We start from the raw sequence: 24,534 nt of genomic DNA, 5'->3' as shown, positions 1-24,534 counted from the left end.
GGGTCACTGTCCCTTCGACGCGTAGAACGCCTCGGTCTGGTCCTTGGACGGCGCCCACCACGATTCGTTGTCGCGGTACCAGGCGATGGTCGCGGCGAGTCCGGACTCGAAGTCGGCGAACTCCGGCTTCCAGCCCAGCTCGGTGCGCAGCTTGGTGGAATCGATCGCGTACCGCAGATCGTGGCCTGCGCGGTCCGTGACGTGGTCGTACGCGTCTCGCGGCTGGCCCATCTCCTCGAGGATGAGCTCGACGACGTCCTTGTTGTTCCGCTCTCCGTCGGCGCCGATCAGATAGGTCTCGCCGATCCGACCCTTCTCCAGGATCGTGAGCACGGCGGACGAGTGATCGTTCGCGTGGATCCAGTCCCGGACGTTCTCCCCGGCGCCGTAGAGCTTCGGCCGGATACCGCGGATGACATTGGTGATCTGCCGAGGGATGAACTTCTCGACGTGCTGGTAGGGGCCGTAGTTGTTGGAGCAGTTCGAGATCGTCGCCTGGACGCCGAACGAGCGGACCCACGCGCGCACGAGCAGGTCGCTGCCGGCCTTCGTCGACGAGTACGGCGACGAGGGGTTGTACGGCGTCTGCTCGGTGAACCGCTCGGGGTCGTCGAGCTCGAGGTCGCCGTACACCTCGTCGGTCGAGATGTGGTGGAACCGCGTCTCGTGCCGACGCGCCGCTTCCAGCAGCGTGTACGTGCCGATGATGTTCGTGTCCAGGAAGGGACGAGGACTGTGCAGCGAGTTGTCGTTGTGCGACTCCGCCGCGTAGTGCACCACGGCGTCCGCTTCTGCGGTGAGCCCGTCGACGAGCTCGGCATCGGTGATGTCACCGTGCACGAATCGCACCCGGTTCTCGGGGAGCCCCTCGAGCGACGCCCGGTTTCCGGCATAGGTCAGCGCGTCGAGCACCGTGACGGTGTGATCGGTGTTCTCCACCGCGTAGTGGACGAAGTTCGAGCCGATGAAACCGGCGCCTCCGGTGACGAGGATGTTCGACATCAACGACCTCTTTCCAGGGTCTCGAGCAGGTAGGTGCCGTATCCGGACTTCACGAGCTTCGTGGCCCGCTCGCGCAGGTCATCGTCGGTGAGGAAGCCCTGACGCCAGGCGACCTCCTCGGGGACGCCGATGCGCAGACCCGTGCGGCGCTCCATGGTGCGCACGTAGTCGCCGGCATCCGACATCTGGTCGAAGGTCCCGGTGTCGAGCCACGCTGTTCCGCGCGGGAGCACCTCCACCTGGAGCGCGCCTCGTTCGAGATAGGCGCGGTTGATGTCGGTGATCTCGTACTCGCCGCGAGCGCTGGGCTCGAGGGCGCGAGCGATCTCGACGACGTCGTTGTCGTAGAAATAGAGTCCGGGTACGGCGTAGTTGCTCTTGGGGTGCTCGGGCTTCTCCTCGAGCGAGACGGCACGACCGTCGGCATCGAACTCGACCACTCCGTAGGCGTTGGGCTCCGCCACCCAGTAGGCGAACACGGCGCCGCCCTCGACATCGGTGTAGCGCTTGAGCTGCGTTCCGAGCCCCGGGCCGTAGAGCAGGTTGTCACCGAGCACGAGGGCGACCTTGTCGTCGCCGATGAAGTCGGCTCCGATCACGAAGGCCTGTGCGAGGCCGTCCGGCGACGGCTGCTGCGCGAACGTGAGATTGACCCCGAACTGCGAGCCGTCACCGAGAAGACGCTCGAACTGCTCGGCGTCGTGAGGCGTGGTGATGATCAGGATGTCCCGGATCCCCGCCAGCATCAGCGTCGACAGCGGGTAGTAGACCATCGGCTTGTCGTACACGGGTATCAGCTGCTTGGAGATGCCGATCGTGATCGGATGCAGTCGGGTTCCTGAGCCACCAGCGAGAATTATGCCTTTCACCCCCATATCGTGCCACATCCCAGCTGGGACTCAGACAGGCACGATTTACTTGCGTCACATCGTTCACACTGGCATCGTCTGTGCATTTCCGTCACAATGAGCAGGTGACCGGCTCAAAATCCCCCCACCTGCTCGGCCTCATCGCCAGTGCAGCGGCTGTCGTCTTCGCCGCATCCCTGCTCGTGGCGACGCCGGCCAACGCCGTCGCGCCCTCCTCCTCCGGCGCTCTGTCGACTGCGGGGGCCACGCTGACATCCTCGACCGCGGTGACGGGTTCCGCGGACGCATCCATCCGGGACACCGCGAACCTCGCGCAGTTCAAGCCGGGGAACATCATCTCCGATGGCGTGTTCTTCCAGAGCGACACCATGTCCGCCGGCCAGATCGACTCGTTCTTCCGCGGGAAGGTGGCTTCGTGCCGAGGTGGGTACGTCTGCCTCAAGGACTACCGTCAGAACACACCGAACCGTCCTGCGGACAGCTACTGCCGCGGATACTCCGGAGCACCGAACGAGTCGGCGGCGACGATCATCGCGCGGGTCGCGCAGTCCTGCGGCATCAACCCGCGGGTGCTCATCGTCATGCTCGAGAAGGAGCAGAGCCTGGTCACGCACACGTGGCCGAGCACCTGGCGCTTCGACAAGGCCCTCGGCCAGGGGTGCCCGGACACTGCGCCGTGCGATCCGGCCTACGCAGGCTTCTTCTACCAGATCTACGGCGCCGCCCGGCAGATGCAGATCTACGCCGAGGGACGCTGGTTCACGTACTACGCGCCGGGGAAGACCTGGAACATCCTCTACCACCCGGACCCCAACCGGGCCTGCGGGTCCGCCCCGGTCAGGGTCGAGAACAAGGCGACCGCCGCTCTGTACTACTACACGCCCTACCAGCCGAATCGGGCGGCGCTCAACGCCGGATACGGCACCGGGGACGGATGCTCCAGCTACGGCAATCGCAACTTCTACCAGCTCTTCACCGATTGGTTCGGCAGCACTCAGACGACGGGCGCCGCTCCGGCCACCCTCGCGCAGGTGCCGGGTCGCGCGGAGATCTACCTCGTGCAGTCCGGTGTCCGCCACCATGTCGTCGCTGCCGAGGACCTCGCCGCGCTGCGGTCGAGGCTCGGCGGTGCCGTGTCCGTGGCCGCGGCGTACCTCGACCCGATGCCCGAGGGCAAGCCGGTCACGCGGTACGTGCACGACCCTCGCACCGGGACGCTGTACCTCCTGGAACCGGACGGCACCCGCCATCGCTTCGTCGACGCTGCTCAAGTCGCCCTGTTCGGATACGCGTTCAGCTCGTACGTCAACCTCACCGGCACTACTGCGGACCGATTCTCCGAGGGTGCCCCTGTCGGTTCGTTCTTCCGCTCGGGGGCGGACCCCGAGGTCTACCTCTACCAGGGCGGTCTGCGCAGGCATGTGGCCAACCAGCAGACCTGGCTCGAGGTCTCCAAAGGAACATCCGGGTACGTCGCGTCGATGAAGCCGTCCGCGGCCGCATCGATCGGCAACGGGCTCCTCGTCATCAAGGCGAACAGCCTGATCCGCGCCGCGGGAACACAGGATGTGTTCCTCACGCTTCTCGGCGACCGCCTGCTGCGCGTACCGAGCACCGCCCTCGCCCGTGAGTTCGGCGCTGCCGGCATCACCGTGGTGCCGAGCAGCTCGGTCGCAGCCAACACGAGAGTCGGTTCGACGCTCACCCCCGTCGTCTCGTGCGGCAGCAGCACTCTGATCGCCGCGGGCGGCAAGCTCCATCCGGTGTCGGGCACGCAGTATGGCGGCATCAAGCCGACCACGCTGGGCAGCGGGGAATGCGGCGCGATGCCCCGCTCGAAGACCACGGTCTCCGCACCTCTGTTCATCCAGCCGCAGGGAGCCCCGGAGATCTACGTCGTCTCGGGCGGCACGCTGCGTCATGTGCCGTCCCCTGCCGACCTGCTGGCCCTCAACGGGTCCAGGCCGTTGAAGGTGCTGCCCTGGTCACCGGCCACCGTCGAATGGTTCGGCACCGGTGCGGCGAACCTGCCCGAGAAGTCGTTCGTGCGCTTCACCGGGCGCGAGGAGATCTACCGATACGAGAACGGGACGTTGCGTCACGTCCGCAGCATCACGACCCTGCTCCAGCTGAACGGGGGAACCGCGCCGCGCGAATACGTGCTCCCGGGTGATCAGCTGTCGCGATACAAGGTGGGATCCCCTCTGCTGACCAGCGGAACCGACTTCGTGCAGTTCACCGGCGCGCCGGAGATCTACTTCTACGAGAACGGCAAGCTCCGACATGTGACGTCGATCGGGGTTCTCCTCCGGCTCGGTGGAGGGCGTGCACCCGCAGTGCTCCAGCTCGCCCCCGCCTTCAAGGCCGACTACGCCATGGGCGCTCCGATCACGTGATCGTCGCGTTCGGCCGATCGGATAGGATCGGTGAACTATGAGCTTGTCGTCGGACCGTGTCCTCGTGATCGTCCCCGCATGGAACGAGGCCCGCAACGTCGGACGCACCGTGCACGAGATCCGGGCAGCGAGCGCCGACTTCGATCTGCTCGTCGTCGACGACGGATCGACCGATGACACGAGCGCGGTCGCGCGAGAGGCCGGCGCCACGGTCATCTCCCTCCCCTTCAACCTCGGCGTCGGCGGAGCGATGCGCACCGGCTTCACCTACGCGAAGCGCCACGGCTACACGCGGGCCATCCAGGTCGACGCCGACGGCCAGCACAACCCCGTCGACATCGCGCGAGTCCTCGACGGTCTCGACACCGCGGACATCTCGATCGGCGCACGTTTCGCGGACGTCGGCGACTATTCGGTTCGCGGCCCGCGCCACTGGGCGATGGTGTTCCTGGCCAAGACCGTGTCCCGGGTCGCGAAGACCCGTCTGACAGACGTGACGAGCGGCTTCCGCGCTGCCAACAGCAGAGCCATCGAACAGTACGTCCGCTATTACCCCGCCGAGTACCTCGGCGACACCATCGACTCGCTCGTCGCAGCGTGCCACGCCGGATTGACGGTGACGCAGGTGCCGGTGGCGATGCGCCCGCGCGTGCACGGCACCCCGAGTCAGGGCCCGATCGGAGCATCGATCTACCTGCTGCGTTCGGTGTTCACCCTCGGCCTGGCGATGCTGCGACGACCCGGTTCGACGAGTCGGTCCACATCCGTGGGCGAACCGGAGGTCGCACGATGATCGTCATCGTCGGGATCGCTCTCGCTCTCGTCATCCTCGCACTGGTCTTCTGGATGCTGCTGACGCGACGTCTTCGCGAGAAGTACGCGGTGATGTGGATCGTCATCGCGCTGAGCGTCCTGCTGCTCGGGATCTTCCCCCAGCTCCTGCTCTGGGCGACATCGCTGCTCGGCGTGCAAGTGCCGGCGAACCTGCTGTTCGCTCTCGCGATCACCCTGCTCCTGGGAGTCGCGCTGCACCTCTCCTGGGAGCTCTCCCAGGCAGAGGACGAGATCCGCCGCGTCGCGGAGGAAGCGGCGCTGTCGCGCGCCGAGATCGACAGGTTGGATCGCCGCATCGCCGCTCTGGAGGCTCAGCACCGCGGCCGCGACGCCGACAGCGCTCCCCCGGCATGACGTCCGGAGCCCCGAGCGCCGATGTCTGGGGCGTCGTCACCGTGCATCGCCCGGCACAGGTGCCTCCGCTTCTGGGAGATCTCGCTCCGCAAGTCACCGGCATCATCGTGGTCGATGACGGCAGCGGTGCAGAGTTCGACGTGATCCGCGCGGACATCGCATCGACCGGTGCGCAGGTGATCACGTTGGAGAGCAACCGCGGCATCGGTGCGGCACTGAATCACGGCATCCGCTGCGCCATCGAACACGGCGCGAGCGCGGTCGTGACATTCGACCAGGACTCGACCATCGCCCCCGGCTTCGTCGCCGCTCTGGGCGCCGCGCACGAGCATGCGCGCGCGCACGGCGTTCCCGCGGGCCCCGTGGTTCCGGAGTTCTTCGCGGACGTCTCCCAGGCCGGGTCATCGACGCCGCAGGGAGTGGTCCACGCCGCCCACGCGATCCAGTCCGGCATGTATCTTCCGTCAGAGGTGCTCGAACGGGTCGGGCTGATGGACGAAGCCCTCTTCATCGACCTCGTGGATACGGACTTCGAGATCCGCTGCCTGGATGCCGACCTGCCGTGCATCGTCGCCCCCGGCCTCCGCCTGCCCCACCGCCTGGGTGCACGCTACCGGGTACCCGGCCCGCTCGGAGCGGTGCTTCCCACCCTCACGCTGAGCACGCCGTTCCGGTACTACTACAGGGCGAGGAATCGGATCGTCGTGGGACGGCGGCATCCGCGTCATCGGGCGCGCCTGCGTCGCGACGCGCGAGCCGACTACGCGTACTTCCTCATCGCGTGGATGCTGGCCAGGCCCCGATCCACCATGCGCAAGCTGCTCATCGCGGGGTTCCGTGACGGACGCGCTGAGCGCCTGGGCAGGATGAGCCCGGAACTCGCCGCTGACGCCGCTCGAGTCACCTGGCGCGCGCGCCCTGTGTGACCGGCGCGAGATTTGCGAACGGACCGCTCAGCGTGCCACCGTCGGAGTGCGCCGCCGGCCCCGGATCAGCCACCCCGCTGCCCAGCTCGCGACATAGGCGATGACGAAAGGCGTCGGGACGGCCCGCGCGCGGCGAACCCTCCGCAACATCCCCAGGGTCACCGGCAGTCGCCGACCCGAGCCGAAGAGCCGATCCAACTCGATCGCGCGTGCCGCGCGGGGATCACGCTCCAGGAGCGTCTGCGCCATGAGCTGGCGCCACCCCACATAGATCCAGAACAGCATCCGGGTCATCGCGGACGGCGTCGCCGCCCCCTCGTACCGCACGGCGAACGTGACGGCATTGCCCCAGGCTCTCCGCAGGGTCGCGATCGGTCCGAGTCTCAGCCTGCTCGGGTCGCCGAACACGTTCGCGGAGTGCTGCACGTAGTCCTGCACGACCTCATCCACGATGCGACCGCCTCCCTGCGCCATCCCGACGACAGCAAGCCAGTGATCGTGCGCGACCGTGTGTGAGGAGAGGCGGGGAAACGGCAGCGCCGTCGTCAGCAGGTCTCGGCGGAAGAGGCACAACGAACCGGTGAACTGATTCACGATCATCGTCGATGCCGGGTCGAGCTGCCGGCGGTCGGTGAATCCGAGCACCTCGTCACCGGGATGGGACACCAGACGCGCCTGCCCGGAGACGATCGCCGAATGCGAGAGGTACGGGAGCAGCTTCTCGAGCTTGTCGGGATACCAGAAGTCGTCCTGGTCGCTCAGCGCCACCCACTCGGTCTCGGCGGGCACCGCTGCGAGACCCCTCTCGAAGTTCAGGTAGAAACCCAGGCGTCTGCCGTCCGCGACGATGCGGAAGCGCTCGTCCCCGGCCGCGACCTCGGCGACGACCTCCTCGACGGTCTCCAGTTCTCCGTCGACGGAGATGATGCACTCCCAGTCGGTGACCGTCTGATCGCGAATAGAGGCGAGCTGGCGGCTGAAGAGTTCCCGGGAAGGTCGGTAGGCGGCGAGCACGATGACACCAACCATGGGACCCTGACCTCTCGTTCACGCCGACTCAAGTAGTCTAGGGTCGCACGCGTTCACGTCCGCGCCATCCGGAATGGTGTCGGGCCGCAATGGTCCGAGGAGTCCCATCGATGAAGGTTCTGCTGTCACGCTTCGCGGGCTTCAGCGCCGTTCCTCTGATCTCATTCATCGCGCCGCTGTTCCTGCTGCCGATCATCCCGAACGTCTTCGGTCTGGCGGCGTGGGGCTCCGTGGGCACTGCTCAGGCCGTGGGAACCGTCTGCGCGATAGTCGCGGGATTCGGCTGGAACATCTCGGGCGGAGCGCGCATCGCGCTCAGTGCCGACGACGACGCCCGACGTCAGCTCTTCGGTGATTCGTTCTGGTGCCGCGGACTGCTCGTCGTCGCGGCGGGACTCGTCGGTGCCGCCCTCAGCTCGGCCCTGGTTCCCCCCGAGTTCCGCCTTGTCGCCGCCCTCGTCACGCTGGCGACCACCGCCGCGGCCATGACCGTCGTCTGGTACGCAGTCGGCGTCGGGGATGCGCGGGTCGTCCTGCTGTTCGAGACCGTGCCAGTGAGCCTCAGCGTCGCTCTCGCGATCCCGCTCCTCCTGCTCACCGAGCAGCTGCTGTGGTATCCGGTCCTCACTCTGATCGGCTTCCTCACCGGCCCGCTGCTTCTGAACCTCCGCCTCTACCGACGACCCGTGCCTCCGTTCGCCGGGCGGCGCGTCCTGCGCGCATATCGCGCGAACGTCTCGGTCGCCGCGGCCGAGACGATCGGCGGAACCTACACCTCTGCGCCCATCCCGCTCGCCCAGGGCCTCCTCGGCGCGACGGCCAGTGGTCAGGCGACCTCCGCCGACAAGTTCTTCCGCATCGCCCTCTTCGCCGTCACGGTGCTGTCGAACACTCTGCAGAAGTGGGTGCTCGAAGTGTCTTATGCGCATGGCCGGGCGCGCCGCCATCTCGTGGCATTCGGCCTCCACACAGCCCTCGCTCTCTTCGGCGGTACGGCGCTGGCTCTGCTCGGCCCTGTGCTGTCCACGCTCCTGTTCGGCCGCGCGGCGACGCCCGAGATCGCCGTGTTCCTGGGCTTCGGCGCCACCTTCGCGCTGACGAGCCTGACGACCCCCTTCATCCGCAACGTCCTGGTGCCGGCCGGCCTCAACCGCTACGTGCTCTACGGCACCCTCGGCGCCGCTGTCGTCGGAGTGCCGCTCATGATCTGGGCGTCCCAGTGGGGTCTCAGCGGGATCATCGCCGGCCTCGCCGCCTCGGAGCTCGTGATCCTCGCCGTCGTCGGGTCGGCCGGAACACATCATCTGCTGCGGGAGAGGCGGGCGGCTTTCGCTCTCGTGGCACCGTCTGAGCGAGGAGTCGCACATGACTGAGACCGTGTGCGTATGCATGGCGACGTACAACGGCACAGGGTATCTGCGCGAGCAACTCGACTCGATCCTCGCGGGACTGCGGCCGGACGATCAGGTCGTCATCGTCGACGACGCGAGTACCGACGGCACCGTCGCCCTTCTCGAGACATACCGCGATGCGCGCGTGACCGTGTACAGAAACCCGAAGAACCTCGGTTACGTCAAGACGTTCGAGCGTGCGCTGTCGCTGGCGGACCGTGACGTCATCTTCCTCTCCGACCAGGACGATGAGTGGGTCGCCGGGCGTCGCGACCTGTTGGTCGAGGCACTCCGCGACCGCTCGATCGCCGCCGGCGACCTGGTGCTGCTCCCTGACGACTCGCCACTGAGCTCGCCGCTCACCGGACGACCCTGGCGCCTCGCTCCGCTCCCCTCGGGCGGATCGCTGGCGAACGAGCTGCGTCTGCTGGCCGGCGATGCCCCCTACTACGGCTGCGCGATGGCGATCCGACGTGAGGCCTCGGAGCTGATCCTGCCTTTCCCCGGGTTCCTGGTCGAGTCCCACGACCTGTGGATCGCGACGGTGGGCAACACGGCCCGTGTGCTCGCGCATGTGCAGAGCCCGGTTCTGCGACGTCGGCTGCACGATGCCAATGCGTCGGCACCGAGACCACGGGGTCTCCGCAAGGCTCTGCAGTCGCGGTGGATGCTTCTCCGTGCCTGGCGCGAGGCATCACGTCGCGTCGCCGCGGCACGACGACTCAGCCGAGGCGGCTCAGCCCCGTAGACAGCGGCTGAGCCTTTTCCGCGCGCGGAACCTCAGCGGGGATCCGCGACGTGCGCCAGGGCCGACCGCACACCCCGCGCCGTGCCATGCCTCAGGACGAGGGGCAACGCGGCGATCCCGTGCAGACGGGACATGAGACGTACTCTCGCGGTCCGCGCTGTGCGGCTCCATCCCCGCGCAGCGGCCGATCGACGCGCGATGCGGTAGTACCGACGCTCGTCGAGGAAACGACTGCCGTCGAGCAGCGTCTTCTGAGACGCGCTCGCCAGATGACGCCGATAGGAGAACGCGAGCGGCGGCGTATACGCCAGCGTGCCCCCGTCGAACGCGATGTCCATGAGGAGAGCGAGATCCTGGATGACGGCGAGGTCATCCGTGAAGTCGATCCTGCGCAGCGTCTCGACCCGCAGCGAGAGCGAGGGCCAATACAGCCAGTTGCCCCGGATCAGCGTCGTGGCCATGTCAGGGCCGTTGAACACGGTGATCCCCTGGCCCTTCGGGGTGAGCAGGCGCTGCTTGATCCGATCGACGAGGGGCAGCACGACCGCGCCGCGCTCATCGATGACCTGGACTCCCGGCTGGATCACATCCGCGTGGGGCACGGCACGCGCCGCGGCGCGGACGACCGCCACGTAGTTCGGGTGCAGGAGGTCGTCGCAGCCGAGGATCGTGACGAAGTCCCCGGACGCGCGGCGGACCGACTCCCGGAAGTTCTCGGTGATCCCGATGTTGTGCTCGTTCCGGGTGTAGATGATCCGCTCGTCCAACTCCTCGTCGAAGTGCGCCGCGACAGAGTCATCGGGATAACAGTCGTCGATGACGGTCAGCCGCCAGTCCGGGTCCGTCTGGGCGCGCACCGATTCGACGGTCTCGTAGAGCTGTTCGGGGTCTCCCCAGAAAGGCACGAAGATCTCGTACGTCATGAGCCGAGTCCGCACGAGACGATCTTGTAGAGCTTCGCATCTCCGCGCTGCTCGACGAGCTCGACGTAAGGCGAGCTCTCGAGGTCCTCGAGTCCCGAGTAGTCGCCGTCGTTCTCCTGGAAGTCGCCGTCGGCGCTGAAGTCGAGGACGTACGCGACACCGGTGTCCTCGAGGGCGTCGCACACCTGCGGAGAGTCGCCGTCTGTGTTCAGCTTCGTGTTGATCGCCTCGGCGTCGTCGGTGAGATCCATCAGGAGATGCGGCATGAGGACGCGTCGTCCGCTCACGCCATAGGCGAAGGACGCTCCGGTCCACGGGTCTCCCGCGATGACGGCGTCCTCGGGAACGAGCTCGTCGAGATCCTCCATGAGATCGAGCTCGTCCGGAGACAGGATCGGCCCACCCGGTCGCAGCTCGTAGGTGAACTCGATATCTGCTGCGGCCTGCCGGATCGCGGCGTTCTGGGTGACTCCGACGAGTGCGATCACGACGACGGCGATCAGGACGATCGGCAGACGCTCGGAGAAGCGCCGCACCGGCGCGAGCAGCCGCTGGCGCAAAAGCCATGTGACCAGCACGATGCCACCGAGCGCAGCGAGCGGGAGGACTCCGATCGCCCAGAACGCGGCGATACGAGGCGGGTTGTTGTACCACGGGGCCGTGAACCAGAACCGGAGCGTCTCATACGGTGACGCCGACACGATGATATAGAGCACGGCGGAGATGACCGCCATCGCCAGGACCGACCACCGCGCATAGGTGCCTCGGCGGATCACGCTGTACGCGCCGATGATCATCAGAGCGGTGATCCCGAGCGAACTCGGGTAGCCGTACACGCTCGCCGCGACGACCTCACCGATGGAGTCGGGCACGGTGTTGATGATGGGCCAGTAGATCTGGCTTCCGGGGGGACGCACGACCTGCAGGAGGACCACGCCGACGGCGGCGTAGGCGACGAGCAGGCCGATCGCGATCACCCGCGGGCGTCCGGGAGCCCTCATCTGATGCAGAAGCCTGGCGAGGACGAAGGGCACCGTGAGAGCGACGACCGCCATGAGAGCCCCGGGGTGCGCGACACCCAGGCCCGGCACGACGAGCACCAACAGCAGGGCCCAGTCCTGGCGACGCGACACTCGCCCGGGCCTGAGAAGCCACCAGGCGACGACGATCGCGGCCGGAGCCACGGCCAGGCCGAGGAACAGCGGATAGAGCACCCCGTAGTGCAGGAGCAGGAAGGGGAAGGCCGGGAAGGCGGCAGCCAGAGCGCCCGCGATCACCGTCATGATCTGGTTTCGTCCCAGAAGCTCGCGCACGAGGAACACCGCGCCGATCGGCCAGACGACCGCCGCGACGACGATGATCATCGCATTGGTAGCGAGGGGCACGGATGCCCCGCTCAGAGCGACGACGATGGAGACGAGCGCGTGCCATCCGGACGGGTAGAAGGGGACGCCGGCCGGCGACGTCATGCTTCCCAGCCACAGCGGCGATGCGTTCCCGGTGTCCAGGACGTACTGCACAGCGTTCAGATGGAAGAAGTTGTCGTAACGCTGTGAGAAGAACTCCGGGTCGTGCATGCTCCGCACGAGCACGAACGCGATCAGCGCAGCGGGCACTGCGATGGAGACGATGATCGCGACCAGCTGCCTCGCGCTCACGTGCGTGCGTGGTCGCGCCGGGACTCCGACGTGCTTCGACCAGAAGAAGGCGGCGAGCGACGCCACCGCGGTGAGTACGAGGACGGGCAGGATGCTCCATCGGATTCCCACGAAAGGCGCTGCGATGGCGGCGACCGCGACGAGGGAGACGCTCAGCGCCGGTGCCAGCGCGAGGAGTCTCATTCCGCGCAGGCGGAGGAGGAAGCCGAGCAGGAGTCCCGGGAGGAAGAGAAGAGCTCCGGTGACGATCAGTGCGGGCAGGATCGAGACCCAGCTCACGCCGCCTCAGCCTCCGGGTAGCGGACCTTCGGATTGAAGGTGATGCCCTTCAGCCACTTGCCGAGCAGCTTCGCGCGCAGATCCAGCGGGACGCGACCGCGGTGCAGGCTCACGAAGAGCCGTGCGCCGAACTCGATGAAGTACAGGAATCCGCGATGGTGCAGCTGCCAGGAGGCCTCGTTGCGCACGCCGTACGAGAACTTCCAGAGGCTCTTGCGGTCGACCATCGCGAAGTTCACTCCGCGGTTGTCGCCCATGTCGTGGACCACGACGCTGTCGAGCACCTGCACGCCCGGGCAGCGAGCGGTGAGGCGAAGGGTGTACTCGCGGTCGTCGAACCAGATGAAGTACTCGGAGTACGGAAGCCCGTACTCCGCGATCGCCCAGCGTGGAATGAGCACGGAGACGAACGAGCACGCTGTGACCATGACATTGTTCTGGCCCTTGACGAGCAGACGGCCCCAGTCCCACGTCGTCACGGGGTTGTTCATCTCGCAGATGCTGCCGTCGGTGAACTCGACGACGGAACATGCGAAGGGGACGTCGCCGCCGAGTTCCTGGACGGCCCCGTCGAATCCGGCGATGAGGCTCTCGAGCGCTTCCGGCTTCGGATAGCAGTCATCGTCCATGATCCACACGTGGTCCGCGCCGGAGGCGTATCCGCGCAGCATCCCCTCGGAGAAGCCACCCGCTCCCCCGGAGTTGGTCGACATGGTCACGACTTCGAGGGGGACGGACGTCTCGAGGGATGCCAGGTACTCCGCCGTGCCGTCGGTCGAGGCGTTGTCGATGACGAACAGCGTCTCGACGGCGTGCGTCTGCGCCTCGATCGATGCGATCACCGTCTTCAGCTTCTCGAGCCGATTGAACGTGACGACCACTCCAGCGACACTCACCATGAGCCCACCTCTTCCTTGAACCATGAACTCGCGGACTGCTGGGACAGCAACTTCTTCTCCGCCTTGCGCTCCTTCCGCCACAGCGCTTCCCTCGACTCCTCGTCGTCGACGAGCGGGGCCACCGCCTCGGCGAGTCGACGGGCGGCGACACGTGCGTGACGCGGAACCAGAGCGGATTCGGGGATGATGTCGCTCTGTGCCCCGACATCCGTCGAGATCACGGGCACACCGTGTGCGATCGCCTCGAGCGTCGTGAGCGTGAGTCCCTCATTGTGCGACGCGACGACGAGCACATGCGCTTCATCGAGCGTCTCGGAGACAGGGGTGTCCGAGCTGCGTCGGACGATGTCCTCCCCCAGCCCCTCGGCACGGATGATGTCATCGACCCAGCTCGACAGCTCGCCGCCGCCGTGAAGGATGAAACGCAGCGAGTATCCCTGGCGCTTCAACCGCCTCGCCATGGTGATGTACACCTCGGGCGCCTTCTGCCGGGCCATCCGGCCGATGAACGCGACGGTGAACTGCTCACCCGCGGTCCGCGGACGGAACACGGCATCCTTCGGCTTCACGGTGAGTCCGCCGAGCGGTGCCATGACCACACGGTCAGCAGGGATGCGCTGCACATCGGTCATCCAGCGGGCGAGGCTCGGCGAGATGACGTGATGCGTCGTGATCGATCGGGACGCGATCGCACTGCTCAGCGGATACCCGCCGCCGGTGTACTCGACGATGTGAGTGCTGTCGATGATGGGGATGCCAGGACGCGAGGCGGCGATCCAGGCGACCCGGTCGTACAGCCACTGATTGTGGTGGATGACGACACCGCGCACGTCGAAGGTGCGCAGCAGCGAGCGGAGCAGCGGTTCGACGCCGGCGGTCTGCGAGGTGACGGTGGGCTCGGAGAACGGGATCAGCAGCGCTCCGTCGAGCTCGGGCCGTGTGACCCATGGCTGGTGAGAGTCCCGATTGGTCAGCACGATGGGAAGGAAGCCGGCCTCGCGCACCAGACGCACCGTCTCGAACGCCCAGAGTTCGGCGCCACCGAGCTCGAACCAGTGGAGTCCGATGATCACGGCCTTCGGCGCCCCGTCGAGAACCGGGCCGGCCGGCACGATCACGTCGTCCTCGTGTGCGCCCCCCGGACGGAACTCCGCCTCGTAATCGCGAGGCTCGATGGCCGTCGTGAGCTTGCGGCGGAATCTGAGCAGCGAGAGGTCCCGGGCGTCGTCGTAGAGCAGCGGCGCGCGCGACTTGACGCTCCGTGCGATCCGGCCGACCAGGCCGGGACGCTGCGGGCGGTAAGGGTCCGAGTCGAGCACATCGTCGGATGACACGTGCAGATGCCTGGCGGGCGACGCCACGAGACGGGCCGAGGCCGCTTCCGCACGCTCGCGCTCACGCTCTTCGACGGAGACGGAGCTGACGATGTCGAAGCTCCCGATGCGGTGTCGGTTGTTCCTCGAGAGTCCGTCGAACGTGCTGTCGTCGGTCAGTCGAGGCGTCGTCTCCACCGAGCCGTCGTAGAGATGGATCCGCAGCTTTCGCTGAGGTGCCATGAGCGCGTGGAAGTTCAACGCGCCGACGAGAAGGCGGCGTTCGCGCTCCGACAGATCGGCGCCCGTCTGCGGGTCCTCGAAGCGGAAGAGTGCAGGCTGATCGAGAGCTTGAAGAGGTGTCACGGATACAGTTTGCTTTCGGATCGACGGACGCACGAGACCTCCGCGATCCTACCAGCGGCCCAGCCCCTGACCCTGGGTTGCGCCTGTGCCGCGCGTTCGGACGCATCCCCATCGATCTGCCAGGGACACCGCGCGGAGGATCGTATGATTGCTCTCGGTGCGCCCGAGACCGTCGGCGCCTCGGAAGGTGGAATCGCGGTGCAACAGGCTCGCACAGCCGACGACCAGAGAATGACGACTCCTGGCGCGAATCGAGGGCTCCTCGAGGTCTTCCGGCAACGGCATCTCCTCTCGCTCATCGTGCGCAAGGAAGTCCAGATCCGGTATCGGGGTTCCATCTTCGGCTGGCTGTGGTCGTACGTGAAGCCACTCGTGCAGTTCGTGGTGTTCTTCGTCGCGATCGGCGTGTTCCTCGGCCTGAACGACCGCGTCGACTACTTCCCGATCTATCTGCTCTCGGGCATCACCGTCGTCACCTTCTTCAACGAGGCGTTCTCCAACGGCACCCGGTCCCTGGTCGACAACGCGGCGCTCATCAAGAAGATCTACCTGCCTCGCGAGATGTTCCCGATCGCCAGCATGATGATCGCCGCCGTGAACACGGTGCCGCAGATCATCGTCGTGATCGCCATCTCGCTGTTCTTCGGGTGGGCGCCCACCTTCGCCTCGCTCGGCGCCATCCTTCTCGCACTCGTCATCATCGCCGTGCTCGCCAGTGGCCTCGGGCTCTTCTTCGGGTCGATCAACGTGACGTTCCGCGATGCGCAGAGCTTCGTCGAGATCATCGTGATGGTCGCGATCTGGGCCTCCCCCGTGATGTACGAGTGGACGCAGGTCGCCAATGTCGTACCCGACTGGCTCTTCGTCCTCTATCGACTGAACCCCATCACCGCCGCCGTGGAGCTCTTCCACTACGGCGTCTGGTTCCCGCTCGGGCCTGACGCGTCCCCGCTCCCCGACGTGTGGATGTACGGGCTCATCGCCCTCGTGACGTCTCTCATCGCGCTGGTCATCGGCCAGCTCGTCTTCCGCCGACTGGAGGGCCGCTTTGCCCAAGATCTCTGATGCGCAGCCACTTCCGCGGATCATCATCGACGACGTCCACAAGACGTTCAAACTCCGGCACACGCATTCGATCAAGGAGACGGCTCTCGCCGCGATCCGTCGCAAGCCGCTGACGACCGACTTCCACGCCCTGGACGGCGTGTCGTTCGACATCCAGCAAGGCGAATCCGTCGCTCTCCTCGGTTTCAACGGATCGGGCAAGTCGACGATGCTCAAGCTGATCTCGGGTGTTCTCGAGCCCGATGCCGGCACCGTGCTCACTCGCGGCCGCATCGCCGGCCTGATCGAGGTCGGCGCGGGGTTCCACCCCGATCTGTCCGGACGCGAGAACATCTTCCTCAACGCCGCGATCCTCGGCATGAGCAAGAAGGAGACCGAGGCTCGGTACGACGAGATCGTCGCGTTCAGCGAGATCGAGCAGTTCATCGACACCGAGGTGAAGCACTATTCGTCCGGCATGTTCCTCAGACTCGCGTTCTCCGTGGCGATCCACACCGAGATGGACGTCCTGCTGATCGACGAGATCCTCTCGGTCGGCGACGAGCCGTTCCAGAAGAAGTGCCTCGCTCGCGTGCGCGAACTGCACGCTGAGGGGAAGACGCTCGTCGTGGTCAGCCACGACCTCAACATGGTCTCGAACCTGTGCGACCGCGGCATCCTGCTTCAGAAGGGCAAAGTGCGCTTCGACGGACCGAGCGCGGAAGCCGTCGAGGTCATGCGCTCCTGAGAGCGCTCGGACGCCGGCGCAGCGCGCTCGGCGACCGCGCGCGGATGTGCGTCTCAGAGATCCGCGTGGAGTCCCCACACACGCTCGGCCGCGCCGAGCCAGGAGAACGACCTCGATCGATCCGCGCCGAGCACGCTCAGACGCCGTGCGCCGTCGCCGACCGCATCGACGACGGCCTCGACCATCTCGGTCGACGGCACGATCGCGCCCCCGTCAGCGATCACATCCTGATGGACTCCGCTGTCGACGGCGACCACCGGCACACCGAGGGTCATGGCCTCGACCGCACGCCATGGCCACGCAGCGCGTGGGCTGGTCGCGACCAGCGCCGACGCCCCGGCGAAGACGGCCGCCCGATCCTCCGTCGACAGAGCGCGACGGATGTGGGCCCGTGCTTCAGGCAGCCCTGTGGCCACTGCGACCTCGACGAGTCGCGGTTCTGCCCCCTCCGGAGCGTCGAGCACGACGGCATCCCTGCCGGATGCGACAGCTGCCCGGAAGCCGTGCTCGAGCGACTGCGCCGATCCGGTGAGCAGCACATACCCTTCCGTCAGGGACAGAGCGGCTCGTCGTTCTCGCGCGTCGAGGGGCATCACCAGAGCAGTTGGGGCGGCCCCAGGGATGACGCGAATCCGTCCGCTCAGCTTCGCGATCTCCGCCAGTCGCTCACCGACCGAGTGGGAGGGCACCACGACGGCATCCGCGTGCTTGACGGCTCGCTTCAGCATCGCCCGCTGCCAGGCGACCACGGACTTGGTGAGCGAATCCGGCTCGTCCCACGCCTGCAGATCCCACAGGGTGACTGTCGTCTGATCGAGGTCGTGCAGGCGGTCGTGACGCACCAGCGGAGCCATCAGGGTCGGCGAGTGGATGAGCCCTCCGCCCACCCCGGGGACGATGCCCAACTGCCAGGACGCCGCGAGCTCGCGCCGCGCGAGTGACAGTCTGCGCACGTCGACCAGACCCGGGATCTGCACGTCGACGCCCGACGGGACGATGGCCTCGACCTCGCACCCGGAGGGGGCGGTCGAGATGAGCGCAGCGGTGAGGTCCGACGCCGCTGAGGCGTGGTCCGCGTGCACGACATGCGTCAGCTGATCCAGAACAACACGCAGCCGAGCACCCATGCGACAACAGTAATCGCCCACCCGCCCCGAACCTGGGAGCAGCACCGGGTGCGCGGAGGATTGCGGGGCCGTCCGCCGCCGATATCTCGCTTCGTGCTTGAATGCAGGGGTGAGTGACGGACGCCTGCCTGTACGTCGTCGATGGTTGCGGTGGACCATCGGCGCGATCGTGACCCTCGTCGTGCTCGCGATCGGCTGGGTCGGCATCCGTGGGATCGGAGCCGTGAACGATCTGCAGCAGGTCTCGGCCGCGTCGTCGAAGCTCAAGCAGGCGATCGGGCAGGGCGACCTCGACACAGCCGCAACGCTCTCTGCGCGCATCGCTCACCACGCACGGTCCGCGCACGACCTGACATCCGATCCGATCTGGTCAGGCTTCGGTCTGCTGCCCTGGCTCGGACCGAACTTCTCGGCGGTGAGCGACGTCGCCGAGATCGCCGACGACGTCGCGTCGGACGCGCTCGTTCCGGTGCTGGCCGCCGCTGAGGAACTCGATCTGGCGAGTCTGGGACTCTCCGGCGGAGTGGTAGATCTCACGCCTTTCGCGCAGATCGAGCCCCCGTTGGCTGAGGCGAGTGCCACGCTGACCTCTGCGGAGACGCGAGCGCTCGACATCGACGCGGGCGCGACGATTCCTCCGCTCGCCGATGCCGTGAGAGAGATGCGATCGGCCGTCACGCAGGCTGCCACCGTCGTGGGAGCGCTGCATGGAGCGTCCGCGCTGCTGCCGAGCATGCTCGGCGGAGAGGGTCCCCGCAATTATGTGCTCGCGATGCAGAACAATGCCGAGCTGCGATCGTCCGGCGGAATCATCGGGGCGATCGCCCTGCTGCACGCCGAGAACGGCCGGATCACGCTCGTCCAGCAGGCCTCCGTTCCGGATTTCCCCTCCCTCGACACGCCGCTGCCGTTGAGCGAGTCGACCGTCGCCCTCTTCGAGGACAGCCCCGGTCGGTATATGCAGAACCTGACGAGCATTCCGGATTTCACGGAAGCAGGCCCCGCGATCGCGGCACGATGGCAGAACCGATTCGGGCACCCCATCGACGGCGTCATCGCGGTCGACGCCGTGATGACGGAGAACCTCGTCGCAGCCACGGGCCCGCTCACCTTCGGGCCGTTCAGCGCGACGAAAGACACCGTCGTGGGCCTGCTGATCTCGGAGATCTACGCCAGCGTGCCCGATCCGGCGGCGCAGGATGAGATCTTCTCCCAGGCGGCGGGAGCGCTGCTGTCCGCTGCGCTGACCGAAGCGGCCCCGAAGGATCTCGTCGCCGCCCTCGCCGAGTCGGCCGATGAGCGACGCATCCGCATCTGGAGCGCGCATGAGGACGAAGAGGCGATCCTGTCGGCGTCGACGCTCGGCGGGGCGCTGCCCGAGGACGGCCCCCAGACCCACGTCGGCGTGCTCTTCAACGACACGACCGGCGGGAAGATGGACTTCTACGCGGACGCGGCCATCACGACGTCGATCGGCACGTGCGACGGCGAACCGACCACGCAGGTGACGGTGACCTGGAAGAACGACGCGCCCGCGGACGCCGGGACGGCGCTGCCGCCATACGTGACCGCTAACGGGTTCTACGGAGTACCCGCCGGGTCGACCAGGACCCTGATCACCGTGTACGGCCCCGAGGGCGCGACCCCGTCTCATATCGATCGCGACGGAGAAGAGGTCAGTGTGCAAACGGCTCTGCTCGGCTCCCGCTCCGCCGTTCAGCACGAGGTGCTGCTGGCTCCGGGCGAATCGTCGACGATCACCGTCGAATATCAGGGAACCGGCGCCGGAGAACGACTGACGGTGGTCGATCACACGCCCATGGTCACCGCACCCGACGTGTCCCGCGAACAACTGCGTTGCACGTCGTGACTTTCCTGATTCGATGATGTAGGGTCATTCTCACTGGGGAATATCTGAGTTCTGCAATTCTGTCGTGGGGACAGGAAGAGCTCACGCAGTCGGATGCAGGGGTGTATCCGAAGGCGATTCCGCGTGTATTTCTGGGGAGAATCATGCTGAAGAAACTGGCTGCCATCAGCCTTACCGCTGGCGTACTCGTGCTCATGGCACCTGCTGTCGCCTCCGCCTCACCGGTCGTTCCGACCGAGTCCGACTCGTATGCCGGCACGCCGCGGGTGAGCGTCGATGATCCGATCATCGACATCTGCGAAGTGTCCACCGTCGTCTTCGGCGCAGGCTATTTCCTGCCGTCTGAGAACGTCGGAGTGTCGGTCTCTGGCCTCAACGCGGGCGACTCCGCTGTCTCGGGCAACACGGCCGCGGCGGACGGCAGCCTCGTCGTCACCTTCCGCCCGCCGGCCGACGGCGAGGGCTCCTACGCACTCGCCTTCGACGGGTCGCGGTCGTACACGGCGACGATCACCGTCTCGCACGGCCACGATTCAGCGGTGAGCTGCGACCACGATCCCGGTGTCGCGGCCGCGGGCACGGAGCTTCCGCTCACCGGCGGCGGGCTCGAGCTCGCCCTCACGGGCGGCAGCGTCTCGCCGTGGGTTCTCGGAGGTGGGGCAGCTGCTCTGGTGGCTGGTGGAGTACTCGTCGCCACAGGCGTCACGCGCCGTAAGCGCGCCTAGGTCAGGTCCCCGCTTTCAGCGGGAACCGACTGGACGACGGTGATCCCTCCCCCTCCGATCACCGTCGTCTGGTGAATCCGGTCCTGAACCGGAGGCCCACGGCCGCCACCTTCACTCTCAGGTGGCGGCCGTGGGCTCACTCATGTGCACCGGCCGTTCGAGGGAGAACATCCCGATCGACGTCACCGATCACGGAGTCGGCGTCGGCGTCTCCGTCGGCGGGTGCAGCGTCTGCCGGACCAGCTCGTGGATGTACCCGTAGTCAGGGGTGTGCTCGTCCACCCCGTTGTCAGGAGTGAGCTCGATCGTGGTGACGGTCTGCTCCCGGGCCTTCGTCATCAGGTCGAAAAACTCGGGCAGCTTGTCCTGAGGCAGATCGGTGCTGATCAGCGCGGTACCCGCGGCGGCCACCTCGTTGAAGCGCGTGAGCACCGTCTGCGGGGTGAACTGCGCGAGGATCGCCTCCTGCAGTTCGCGCTGGCGCTTCATCCGATCCCAGTCGCTCGTCGTGTACCGCGATCGCGCATACCACTGCGCCGTGTCACCGTCCATGTGCTGCTCGCCGACCTCGATCCACCCGATCGCCCATGCGTCGACGTCATACGGGTCGGTGCCCTCGGGTGGGCCACCCTTGGGCAGCCGCTCCGTCACAGTGATGTCCACACCGCCGAGCGCGTCGACGAGCGCAGCGAAGCCGTGCATGTCGACGAAGACGTAGTACGGGATCTCGATGCCGAGAACGCCCTCCGCCGCATCCTTGGTCGCCTCGATGCCGGGATCGGAACCGTGCGATGCGGCGTCCGGGTACAGGCCGGTGCCGTTGTCGTCACGGCAGATCTCTGCGGCATTGCGCACGTGGTTCATCCAGCCGTTCCAGCCGCACGCGCTGGAGCTGTGACCCTCGAGGCCGTTCGGATACAGAGCCTGCATCGGGCTTCCCTCGCTGAAGGGTGCATTGGGCAGCTCGCGCGGGATCCCGGTGATCGTCACGGCGCCGGTGGTCGCGTTCACCGAGACCACCGAGATGCTGTCGAACCTCATCGAGTCTCGGCCCTCGCCGCTGTCCGCTCCGAGCAGCAGGATGTTGTAATACCCCTCGCTCGGCGGCAGGCTGGGCCCGCTCTGTCCGAAGATCGTGCTGATCGTTCCCCGGGCTGTGCCGACGTACGACGCCGCGTATGCCGTTCCGGTTCCGACGAGACCGAGCAGAAGCAGGGCGACGAGTGGGATCGCGAACTTGGACGGGCCCGGGACCCTGACCAGTCGGACGAGCCGCAGCACATCGAAGGTGAGCACCACCCACAGCACGAGGTAGGCGATCAGCAGCACCTGGACGAGAGTCAGGATGACCGCGGAGAACCAGCCTCCGCCGACCGTGAGCCACAGCAGTACAGGACGAGCGAACAACGCCAGCCCCGCGCCCACGATCACGAGCAGCCATGCGGTCAGCGTCGCCCCGAGACCGAAGCGTCCGAGCCTGCGATTGCCGGCGAGGACCTGGGCGGAACCGGGCACCAGCAGGTTGAGCAGCACCAGCCACCACCCGCGTTTGGTCATCATCCCCGCATCGGCGGTGTTCGGATGCCGGATCGGGCGGCTCTCGATCAGTGGTCGCGCCGTACCTCGCGGCGGCGCAAGGGTCACAGGGACCCCTTCAGCCGATCGTTCTTCTCCTCGACCTGCGCTTCGAGGTCGAGCGCGTAGGCCTCGACACGATCGGCGAGGTCATCGTCGGAGGTGCCGAGAATCCGCGCCGCGAGGATGCCCGCGTTGCGCGCTCCCGCTATCGACACCGTCGCGACCGGGATTCCGGCAGGCATCTGCACGATGGAGAGAAGCGAGTCCATCCCGTCGAGGTACGCGAGCGGAACGGGGACTCCGATGACCGGCAACGCGGTCATCGAGGCCAGCATCCCGGGAAGATGAGCGGCCCCGCCGGCACCTGCGATGATCACACGGATGCCGCGACCGCGCGCTTCCCGCGCGTACTGCATGAGCTTGTCGGGGGTGCGGTGCGCCGAGACGACCTCCACCTCGTGCGGGATAGCGAAGTCGCTCAGCGACTGAGAGGCGTCGCTCATCACGCGCCAGTCGGAGTCGGAACCCATGACGACGCCGACGAGGGGCGCGGTGGAGGAGTGCAGTGGCTCAGTCACCCACTCAGGCTACGGTCTGGTGCTGGGAGAAACCCCGAACGGCACACCCCTGACCGCACGCTCAGTCGAAGTGCGCCGCCGCGGCGCGCGCGACGTACACCGCGTCGTCGAGGTCGTCGCCCGTCACATTGACGTGCCCGACCTTGCGACCCGGTCGCGGGCTCTTTCCGTAGGTGTGGATCTTCGCCGACGGATGCTCGGACATGGCTCCGGCGAAACGGTCGCCGAGCGTGCCGGTCTGCGGCCCTCCGAGGATGTTCACCATCACGGACCACGCCGCCTGAGGCGCGGTGTCGCCGAGGGGCAGGTCCGCGACAGCGCGCAGGTGCTGTTCGAACTGCCCGGTCACTGCGCCGTCCTGGCTCCAGTGGCCGCTGTTGTGCGGACGCATGGCGAGTTCGTTCACGAGGATGCGCTCATCGTCGGTCTCGAAGAGCTCGACCGCGAGCATCCCGGTGACCCCGAGTCCTTCCGCGATCGATCGACCGATCTCCTCGGCGACCCGGACGAGGCGCTCGGCCGCATGAGGCGCCGGCGCTATCACCTCTGCGCACACACCCCCGCGCTGCACCGTCTCGACCACCGGGTAGGCGACGATCTGGCCGCCCGGACGACGAGCCACCTGCTGCGCGAGCTCGCGCACGAATCCGACCAGCTCCTCGACCAGCAGCGCCTCGCCGTCGGCGAGCCCGTCGAACCAGTCCTGAGCCTCGCCGGCCTCTCGGACCACGCGGACTCCCTTGCCGTCGTATCCGCCGCGGGGGGTCTTCACGACACCCTGCCCGTCGTGCTCGTCGAGGAATGCCTGCAGCTCGGAGGAGTCGCGCACCGGCGCCCAGTCCGGCTGAGGAACCCCGAGCTCTTCGAGCCTCGCCCTCATCAGGAGCTTGTCCTGGGCGAACTGCAGGGCGTCCGGCCCCGGGTGCACGGCGACCCCGTCGGCAACCAGTGCCCGCAGCACCTCCTGCGGCACGTGCTCGTGGTCGAAGGTGACGACGTCCACGTCGCGGACGAACGCGCGGACGACCTCGAGGTCGTGGTAGTCGCCGACCGCCGTCGCGGCGAGCTGCGCGGACATCCCCTCGTCCTCAGCGAGCACCCTCAGCTCGAGTCCGAGTTCGACCGCCGGAGCGATCATCATCCGAGCCAGCTGGCCTCCACCGATCACACCAACGCGCAGCGCCATGGGCCGCCTCCATTTCGTCCTGACCATTCTCGCGCATCAGCGCGAGCGCCGTTCACGCGTCCCGCCCGACCCGCCGACGCGGTACCGCGCTCAGAATCCGGCAGTGCCGTCGTGACCTGACTGCGCATCGCGGTGCGCCAGAATCTGGCTCACCTCGATCTGATCGGCCAGTGTCTCGTGCACGAGCGTCACGTTCGGGACATTGGGCAGACGCAACGGTGCATCGACCCCATTCGAGAGCGTGATCGTTCCGACGCCCCACATCCGCTGGATCATGCCGCGGCGGACGCCGATCGTGTATCCCCGAGCGTGCGACATCTCCCGCCTGTTGCGGGCGCCGATACCGTGATTGACGATGACCCTCCGCGTGGTGAGAGTAACGGAGCGCGAGTACCAGATGACCCAGGGCACGACGACCAACAGGAGGACGATCGCTCCGGCTGCACTCAGCAGCATCCAGTTCTCGAACGGCGCCGGGAGGTTGTCGTAGAAGAAGGACGTCGCACCGAAGACGGCGATGAGCACGAGCGCCGACCAGAAGAGCCTCCGGGCGTGAGTGCGGAACCGGGCGATGAGCAGCTCTTCCGCGGGCGCACCCGGCGGTGGCATCGTCGGCCTTCCGCCGAGAGTCACGGGCTGAGTCACCCCTCCATTGTGCCCGCAACCGCCGACATCGCCGCTCGCGCGCCGG

At 67.0% G+C, this 24,534-nt stretch carries 22 protein-coding genes; 10 read left to right on the top strand and 12 right to left on the bottom strand.

The annotated features are described in order from the left end of the window. Positions 1–3 precede the first annotated feature (3 nt). Together rfbB and rfbA are read right to left on the bottom strand one after the other, a co-directional pair. Entirely contained in the window at positions 4–1,002 is a 999-nt protein-coding gene (gene rfbB / locus ACIPV5_RS08520) for a dTDP-glucose 4,6-dehydratase (protein ID WP_053095634.1), read from the bottom strand. Further along, positions 1,002–1,871, bottom strand: coding sequence for a glucose-1-phosphate thymidylyltransferase RfbA (gene rfbA / locus ACIPV5_RS08515; RefSeq protein ID WP_053095633.1), 870 nt, complete (start codon positions 1,869–1,871; stop codon positions 1,002–1,004). Before rfbA ends, rfbB begins: the two co-directional genes overlap by 1 nt. A gap of 104 nt (positions 1,872–1,975) precedes the next feature. On the opposite strand from rfbA, the gene ACIPV5_RS08510 reads away from it, so the two are divergent. The 4 genes from ACIPV5_RS08510 to ACIPV5_RS08495 are packed head-to-tail and all read left to right on the top strand — an operon-like array spanning position 1,976 to position 6,381. Continuing rightward, positions 1,976–4,267 carry a hypothetical protein gene (locus ACIPV5_RS08510; protein ID WP_400340728.1) on the top strand — a complete coding sequence of 764 codons (2,292 nt, stop codon included), beginning with the start codon at positions 1,976–1,978 and terminating at the stop codon, positions 4,265–4,267. A 37-nt stretch (positions 4,268–4,304) separates the two neighbouring features. Beyond that, on the top strand, positions 4,305–5,060 hold the full coding sequence (locus tag ACIPV5_RS08505; protein WP_053095631.1) for a glycosyltransferase family 2 protein: 756 nt from the start codon (positions 4,305–4,307) through the stop codon (positions 5,058–5,060). Continuing rightward, entirely contained in the window at positions 5,057–5,455 is a 399-nt protein-coding gene (locus tag ACIPV5_RS08500) for a DUF2304 domain-containing protein (protein WP_053095630.1), read from the top strand. Before ACIPV5_RS08505 ends, ACIPV5_RS08500 begins: the two co-directional genes overlap by 4 nt. Further along, a complete protein-coding gene (locus ACIPV5_RS08495; protein WP_053095629.1) occupies positions 5,452–6,381 on the top strand; it encodes a glycosyltransferase in 930 nt (309 codons plus the stop codon). Before ACIPV5_RS08500 ends, ACIPV5_RS08495 begins: the two co-directional genes overlap by 4 nt. Positions 6,382–6,408: 27 nt before the next feature. Here the strand turns inward: ACIPV5_RS08495 and ACIPV5_RS08490 are convergent, their stop codons facing one another. Further along, a complete protein-coding gene (locus ACIPV5_RS08490) occupies positions 6,409–7,410 on the bottom strand; it encodes a glycosyltransferase (RefSeq protein ID WP_400340726.1) in 1,002 nt (333 codons plus the stop codon). A gap of 110 nt (positions 7,411–7,520) precedes the next feature. Between ACIPV5_RS08490 and ACIPV5_RS08485 the strand changes: the two genes are divergently transcribed. Both ACIPV5_RS08485 and ACIPV5_RS08480 read left to right on the top strand, forming a co-directional pair. After that, the gene (locus tag ACIPV5_RS08485; protein ID WP_372984657.1) at positions 7,521–8,783 is read left to right on the top strand and encodes a lipopolysaccharide biosynthesis protein; all 1,263 of its coding nucleotides are present in this window, start codon (positions 7,521–7,523) and stop codon (positions 8,781–8,783) included. Further along, a complete protein-coding gene (locus ACIPV5_RS08480) occupies positions 8,776–9,549 on the top strand; it encodes a glycosyltransferase (protein ID WP_372984656.1) in 774 nt (257 codons plus the stop codon). The genes ACIPV5_RS08485 and ACIPV5_RS08480 overlap by 8 nt, the downstream gene beginning before the upstream one ends. Positions 9,550–9,581: 32 nt before the next feature. Here the strand turns inward: ACIPV5_RS08480 and ACIPV5_RS08475 are convergent, their stop codons facing one another. Genes ACIPV5_RS08475 through ACIPV5_RS08460 form a run of 4 tightly spaced genes read right to left on the bottom strand, consistent with a single transcriptional unit; the run spans position 9,582 to position 14,987 of the window. Continuing rightward, on the bottom strand, positions 9,582–10,472 hold the full coding sequence (locus tag ACIPV5_RS08475) for a glycosyltransferase (RefSeq protein ID WP_372984655.1): 891 nt from the start codon (positions 10,470–10,472) through the stop codon (positions 9,582–9,584). Further along, positions 10,469–12,409 carry a DUF6541 family protein gene (locus tag ACIPV5_RS08470; RefSeq protein WP_372984654.1) on the bottom strand — a complete coding sequence of 647 codons (1,941 nt, stop codon included), beginning with the start codon at positions 12,407–12,409 and terminating at the stop codon, positions 10,469–10,471. The genes ACIPV5_RS08475 and ACIPV5_RS08470 overlap by 4 nt, the downstream gene beginning before the upstream one ends. Next, the gene (locus ACIPV5_RS08465; protein ID WP_056278153.1) at positions 12,406–13,308 is read right to left on the bottom strand and encodes a glycosyltransferase family 2 protein; all 903 of its coding nucleotides are present in this window, start codon (positions 13,306–13,308) and stop codon (positions 12,406–12,408) included. Before ACIPV5_RS08465 ends, ACIPV5_RS08470 begins: the two co-directional genes overlap by 4 nt. Next, a complete protein-coding gene (locus ACIPV5_RS08460) occupies positions 13,302–14,987 on the bottom strand; it encodes a glycosyltransferase (protein ID WP_295103261.1) in 1,686 nt (561 codons plus the stop codon). The genes ACIPV5_RS08465 and ACIPV5_RS08460 overlap by 7 nt, the downstream gene beginning before the upstream one ends. Positions 14,988–15,218: 231 nt before the next feature. Between ACIPV5_RS08460 and ACIPV5_RS08455 the strand changes: the two genes are divergently transcribed. Continuing rightward, a complete protein-coding gene (locus ACIPV5_RS08455; protein WP_053099057.1) occupies positions 15,219–16,052 on the top strand; it encodes an ABC transporter permease in 834 nt (277 codons plus the stop codon). Beyond that, complete coding sequence (locus ACIPV5_RS08450; RefSeq protein WP_053095621.1) at positions 16,036–16,779, top strand: ABC transporter ATP-binding protein; 744 nt, start codon at positions 16,036–16,038, stop codon at positions 16,777–16,779. The genes ACIPV5_RS08455 and ACIPV5_RS08450 overlap by 17 nt, the downstream gene beginning before the upstream one ends. A gap of 53 nt (positions 16,780–16,832) precedes the next feature. Here ACIPV5_RS08450 and ACIPV5_RS08445 read toward each other — a convergent pair whose 3' ends face one another. Next, on the bottom strand, positions 16,833–17,906 hold the full coding sequence (locus tag ACIPV5_RS08445) for a glycosyltransferase (RefSeq protein ID WP_400340724.1): 1,074 nt from the start codon (positions 17,904–17,906) through the stop codon (positions 16,833–16,835). Positions 17,907–18,015: 109 nt separating this feature from the next. Between ACIPV5_RS08445 and ACIPV5_RS08440 the strand changes: the two genes are divergently transcribed. Continuing rightward, positions 18,016–19,776: a DUF4012 domain-containing protein gene (locus ACIPV5_RS08440; RefSeq protein ID WP_372984652.1), complete on the top strand. Its 1,761-nt coding sequence runs from the start codon at positions 18,016–18,018 to the stop codon at positions 19,774–19,776. A 143-nt stretch (positions 19,777–19,919) separates the two neighbouring features. Continuing rightward, entirely contained in the window at positions 19,920–20,501 is a 582-nt protein-coding gene (locus ACIPV5_RS08435) for a hypothetical protein (protein WP_053095618.1), read from the top strand. A gap of 189 nt (positions 20,502–20,690) precedes the next feature. On the opposite strand, the gene ACIPV5_RS08430 is transcribed toward ACIPV5_RS08435, so the two are convergent. From ACIPV5_RS08430 to ACIPV5_RS08415, 4 genes are all read right to left on the bottom strand, one after another. Continuing rightward, the gene (locus ACIPV5_RS08430; protein WP_400340722.1) at positions 20,691–22,061 is read right to left on the bottom strand and encodes an LCP family protein; all 1,371 of its coding nucleotides are present in this window, start codon (positions 22,059–22,061) and stop codon (positions 20,691–20,693) included. Positions 22,062–22,141: 80 nt separating this feature from the next. Then, the gene (gene purE, locus ACIPV5_RS08425; protein WP_053099056.1) at positions 22,142–22,609 is read right to left on the bottom strand and encodes a 5-(carboxyamino)imidazole ribonucleotide mutase; all 468 of its coding nucleotides are present in this window, start codon (positions 22,607–22,609) and stop codon (positions 22,142–22,144) included. 109 nt (positions 22,610–22,718) lie between these two features. Then, positions 22,719–23,843: a 5-(carboxyamino)imidazole ribonucleotide synthase gene (locus ACIPV5_RS08420; RefSeq protein ID WP_053095616.1), complete on the bottom strand. Its 1,125-nt coding sequence runs from the start codon at positions 23,841–23,843 to the stop codon at positions 22,719–22,721. 90 nt (positions 23,844–23,933) lie between these two features. Further along, a complete protein-coding gene (locus tag ACIPV5_RS08415; RefSeq protein ID WP_056278146.1) occupies positions 23,934–24,488 on the bottom strand; it encodes a PH domain-containing protein in 555 nt (184 codons plus the stop codon). Between the last annotated feature and the right edge of the window lie 46 nt (positions 24,489–24,534).

It is taken from the genome of Microbacterium sp. NPDC090014, from assembly GCF_044748285.1.
Taxonomy (GTDB): domain Bacteria; phylum Actinomycetota; class Actinomycetes; order Actinomycetales; family Microbacteriaceae; genus Microbacterium.
The sequence above is the reverse complement of the archived record's forward strand: the minus strand, read 5'-3'. Positions and strand labels throughout refer to the sequence as shown.

Excerpts from the sequence above, each read along its gene's own strand:
- ACIPV5_RS08505 (WP_053095631.1), top strand. The coding sequence starts at position 4,305 with ATGAGCTTGTCGTCGGACCGTGTCCTCGTGATCGTCCCCGCATGGAAC.
- ACIPV5_RS08490 (WP_400340726.1), bottom strand. The coding sequence starts at position 7,410 with ATGGTTGGTGTCATCGTGCTCGCCGCCTACCGACCTTCCCGGGAACTC.
- ACIPV5_RS08495 (WP_053095629.1), top strand. The coding sequence starts at position 5,452 with ATGACGTCCGGAGCCCCGAGCGCCGATGTCTGGGGCGTCGTCACCGTG.
- ACIPV5_RS08485 (WP_372984657.1), top strand. The coding sequence starts at position 7,521 with ATGAAGGTTCTGCTGTCACGCTTCGCGGGCTTCAGCGCCGTTCCTCTG.
- ACIPV5_RS08465 (WP_056278153.1), bottom strand. The coding sequence starts at position 13,308 with ATGGTGAGTGTCGCTGGAGTGGTCGTCACGTTCAATCGGCTCGAGAAG.
- ACIPV5_RS08455 (WP_053099057.1), top strand. The coding sequence starts at position 15,219 with ATGACGACTCCTGGCGCGAATCGAGGGCTCCTCGAGGTCTTCCGGCAA.
- ACIPV5_RS08445 (WP_400340724.1), bottom strand. The coding sequence starts at position 17,906 with ATGGGTGCTCGGCTGCGTGTTGTTCTGGATCAGCTGACGCATGTCGTG.
- rfbB (WP_053095634.1), bottom strand. The coding sequence starts at position 1,002 with ATGTCGAACATCCTCGTCACCGGAGGCGCCGGTTTCATCGGCTCGAAC.
- ACIPV5_RS08500 (WP_053095630.1), top strand. The coding sequence starts at position 5,057 with ATGATCGTCATCGTCGGGATCGCTCTCGCTCTCGTCATCCTCGCACTG.
- purE (WP_053099056.1), bottom strand. The coding sequence starts at position 22,609 with ATGGGTTCCGACTCCGACTGGCGCGTGATGAGCGACGCCTCTCAGTCG.
- ACIPV5_RS08475 (WP_372984655.1), bottom strand. The coding sequence starts at position 10,472 with ATGACGTACGAGATCTTCGTGCCTTTCTGGGGAGACCCCGAACAGCTC.
- ACIPV5_RS08435 (WP_053095618.1), top strand. The coding sequence starts at position 19,920 with ATGCTGAAGAAACTGGCTGCCATCAGCCTTACCGCTGGCGTACTCGTG.
- ACIPV5_RS08420 (WP_053095616.1), bottom strand. The coding sequence starts at position 23,843 with ATGGCGCTGCGCGTTGGTGTGATCGGTGGAGGCCAGCTGGCTCGGATG.
- ACIPV5_RS08430 (WP_400340722.1), bottom strand. The coding sequence starts at position 22,061 with ATGATGACCAAACGCGGGTGGTGGCTGGTGCTGCTCAACCTGCTGGTG.
- ACIPV5_RS08480 (WP_372984656.1), top strand. The coding sequence starts at position 8,776 with ATGACTGAGACCGTGTGCGTATGCATGGCGACGTACAACGGCACAGGG.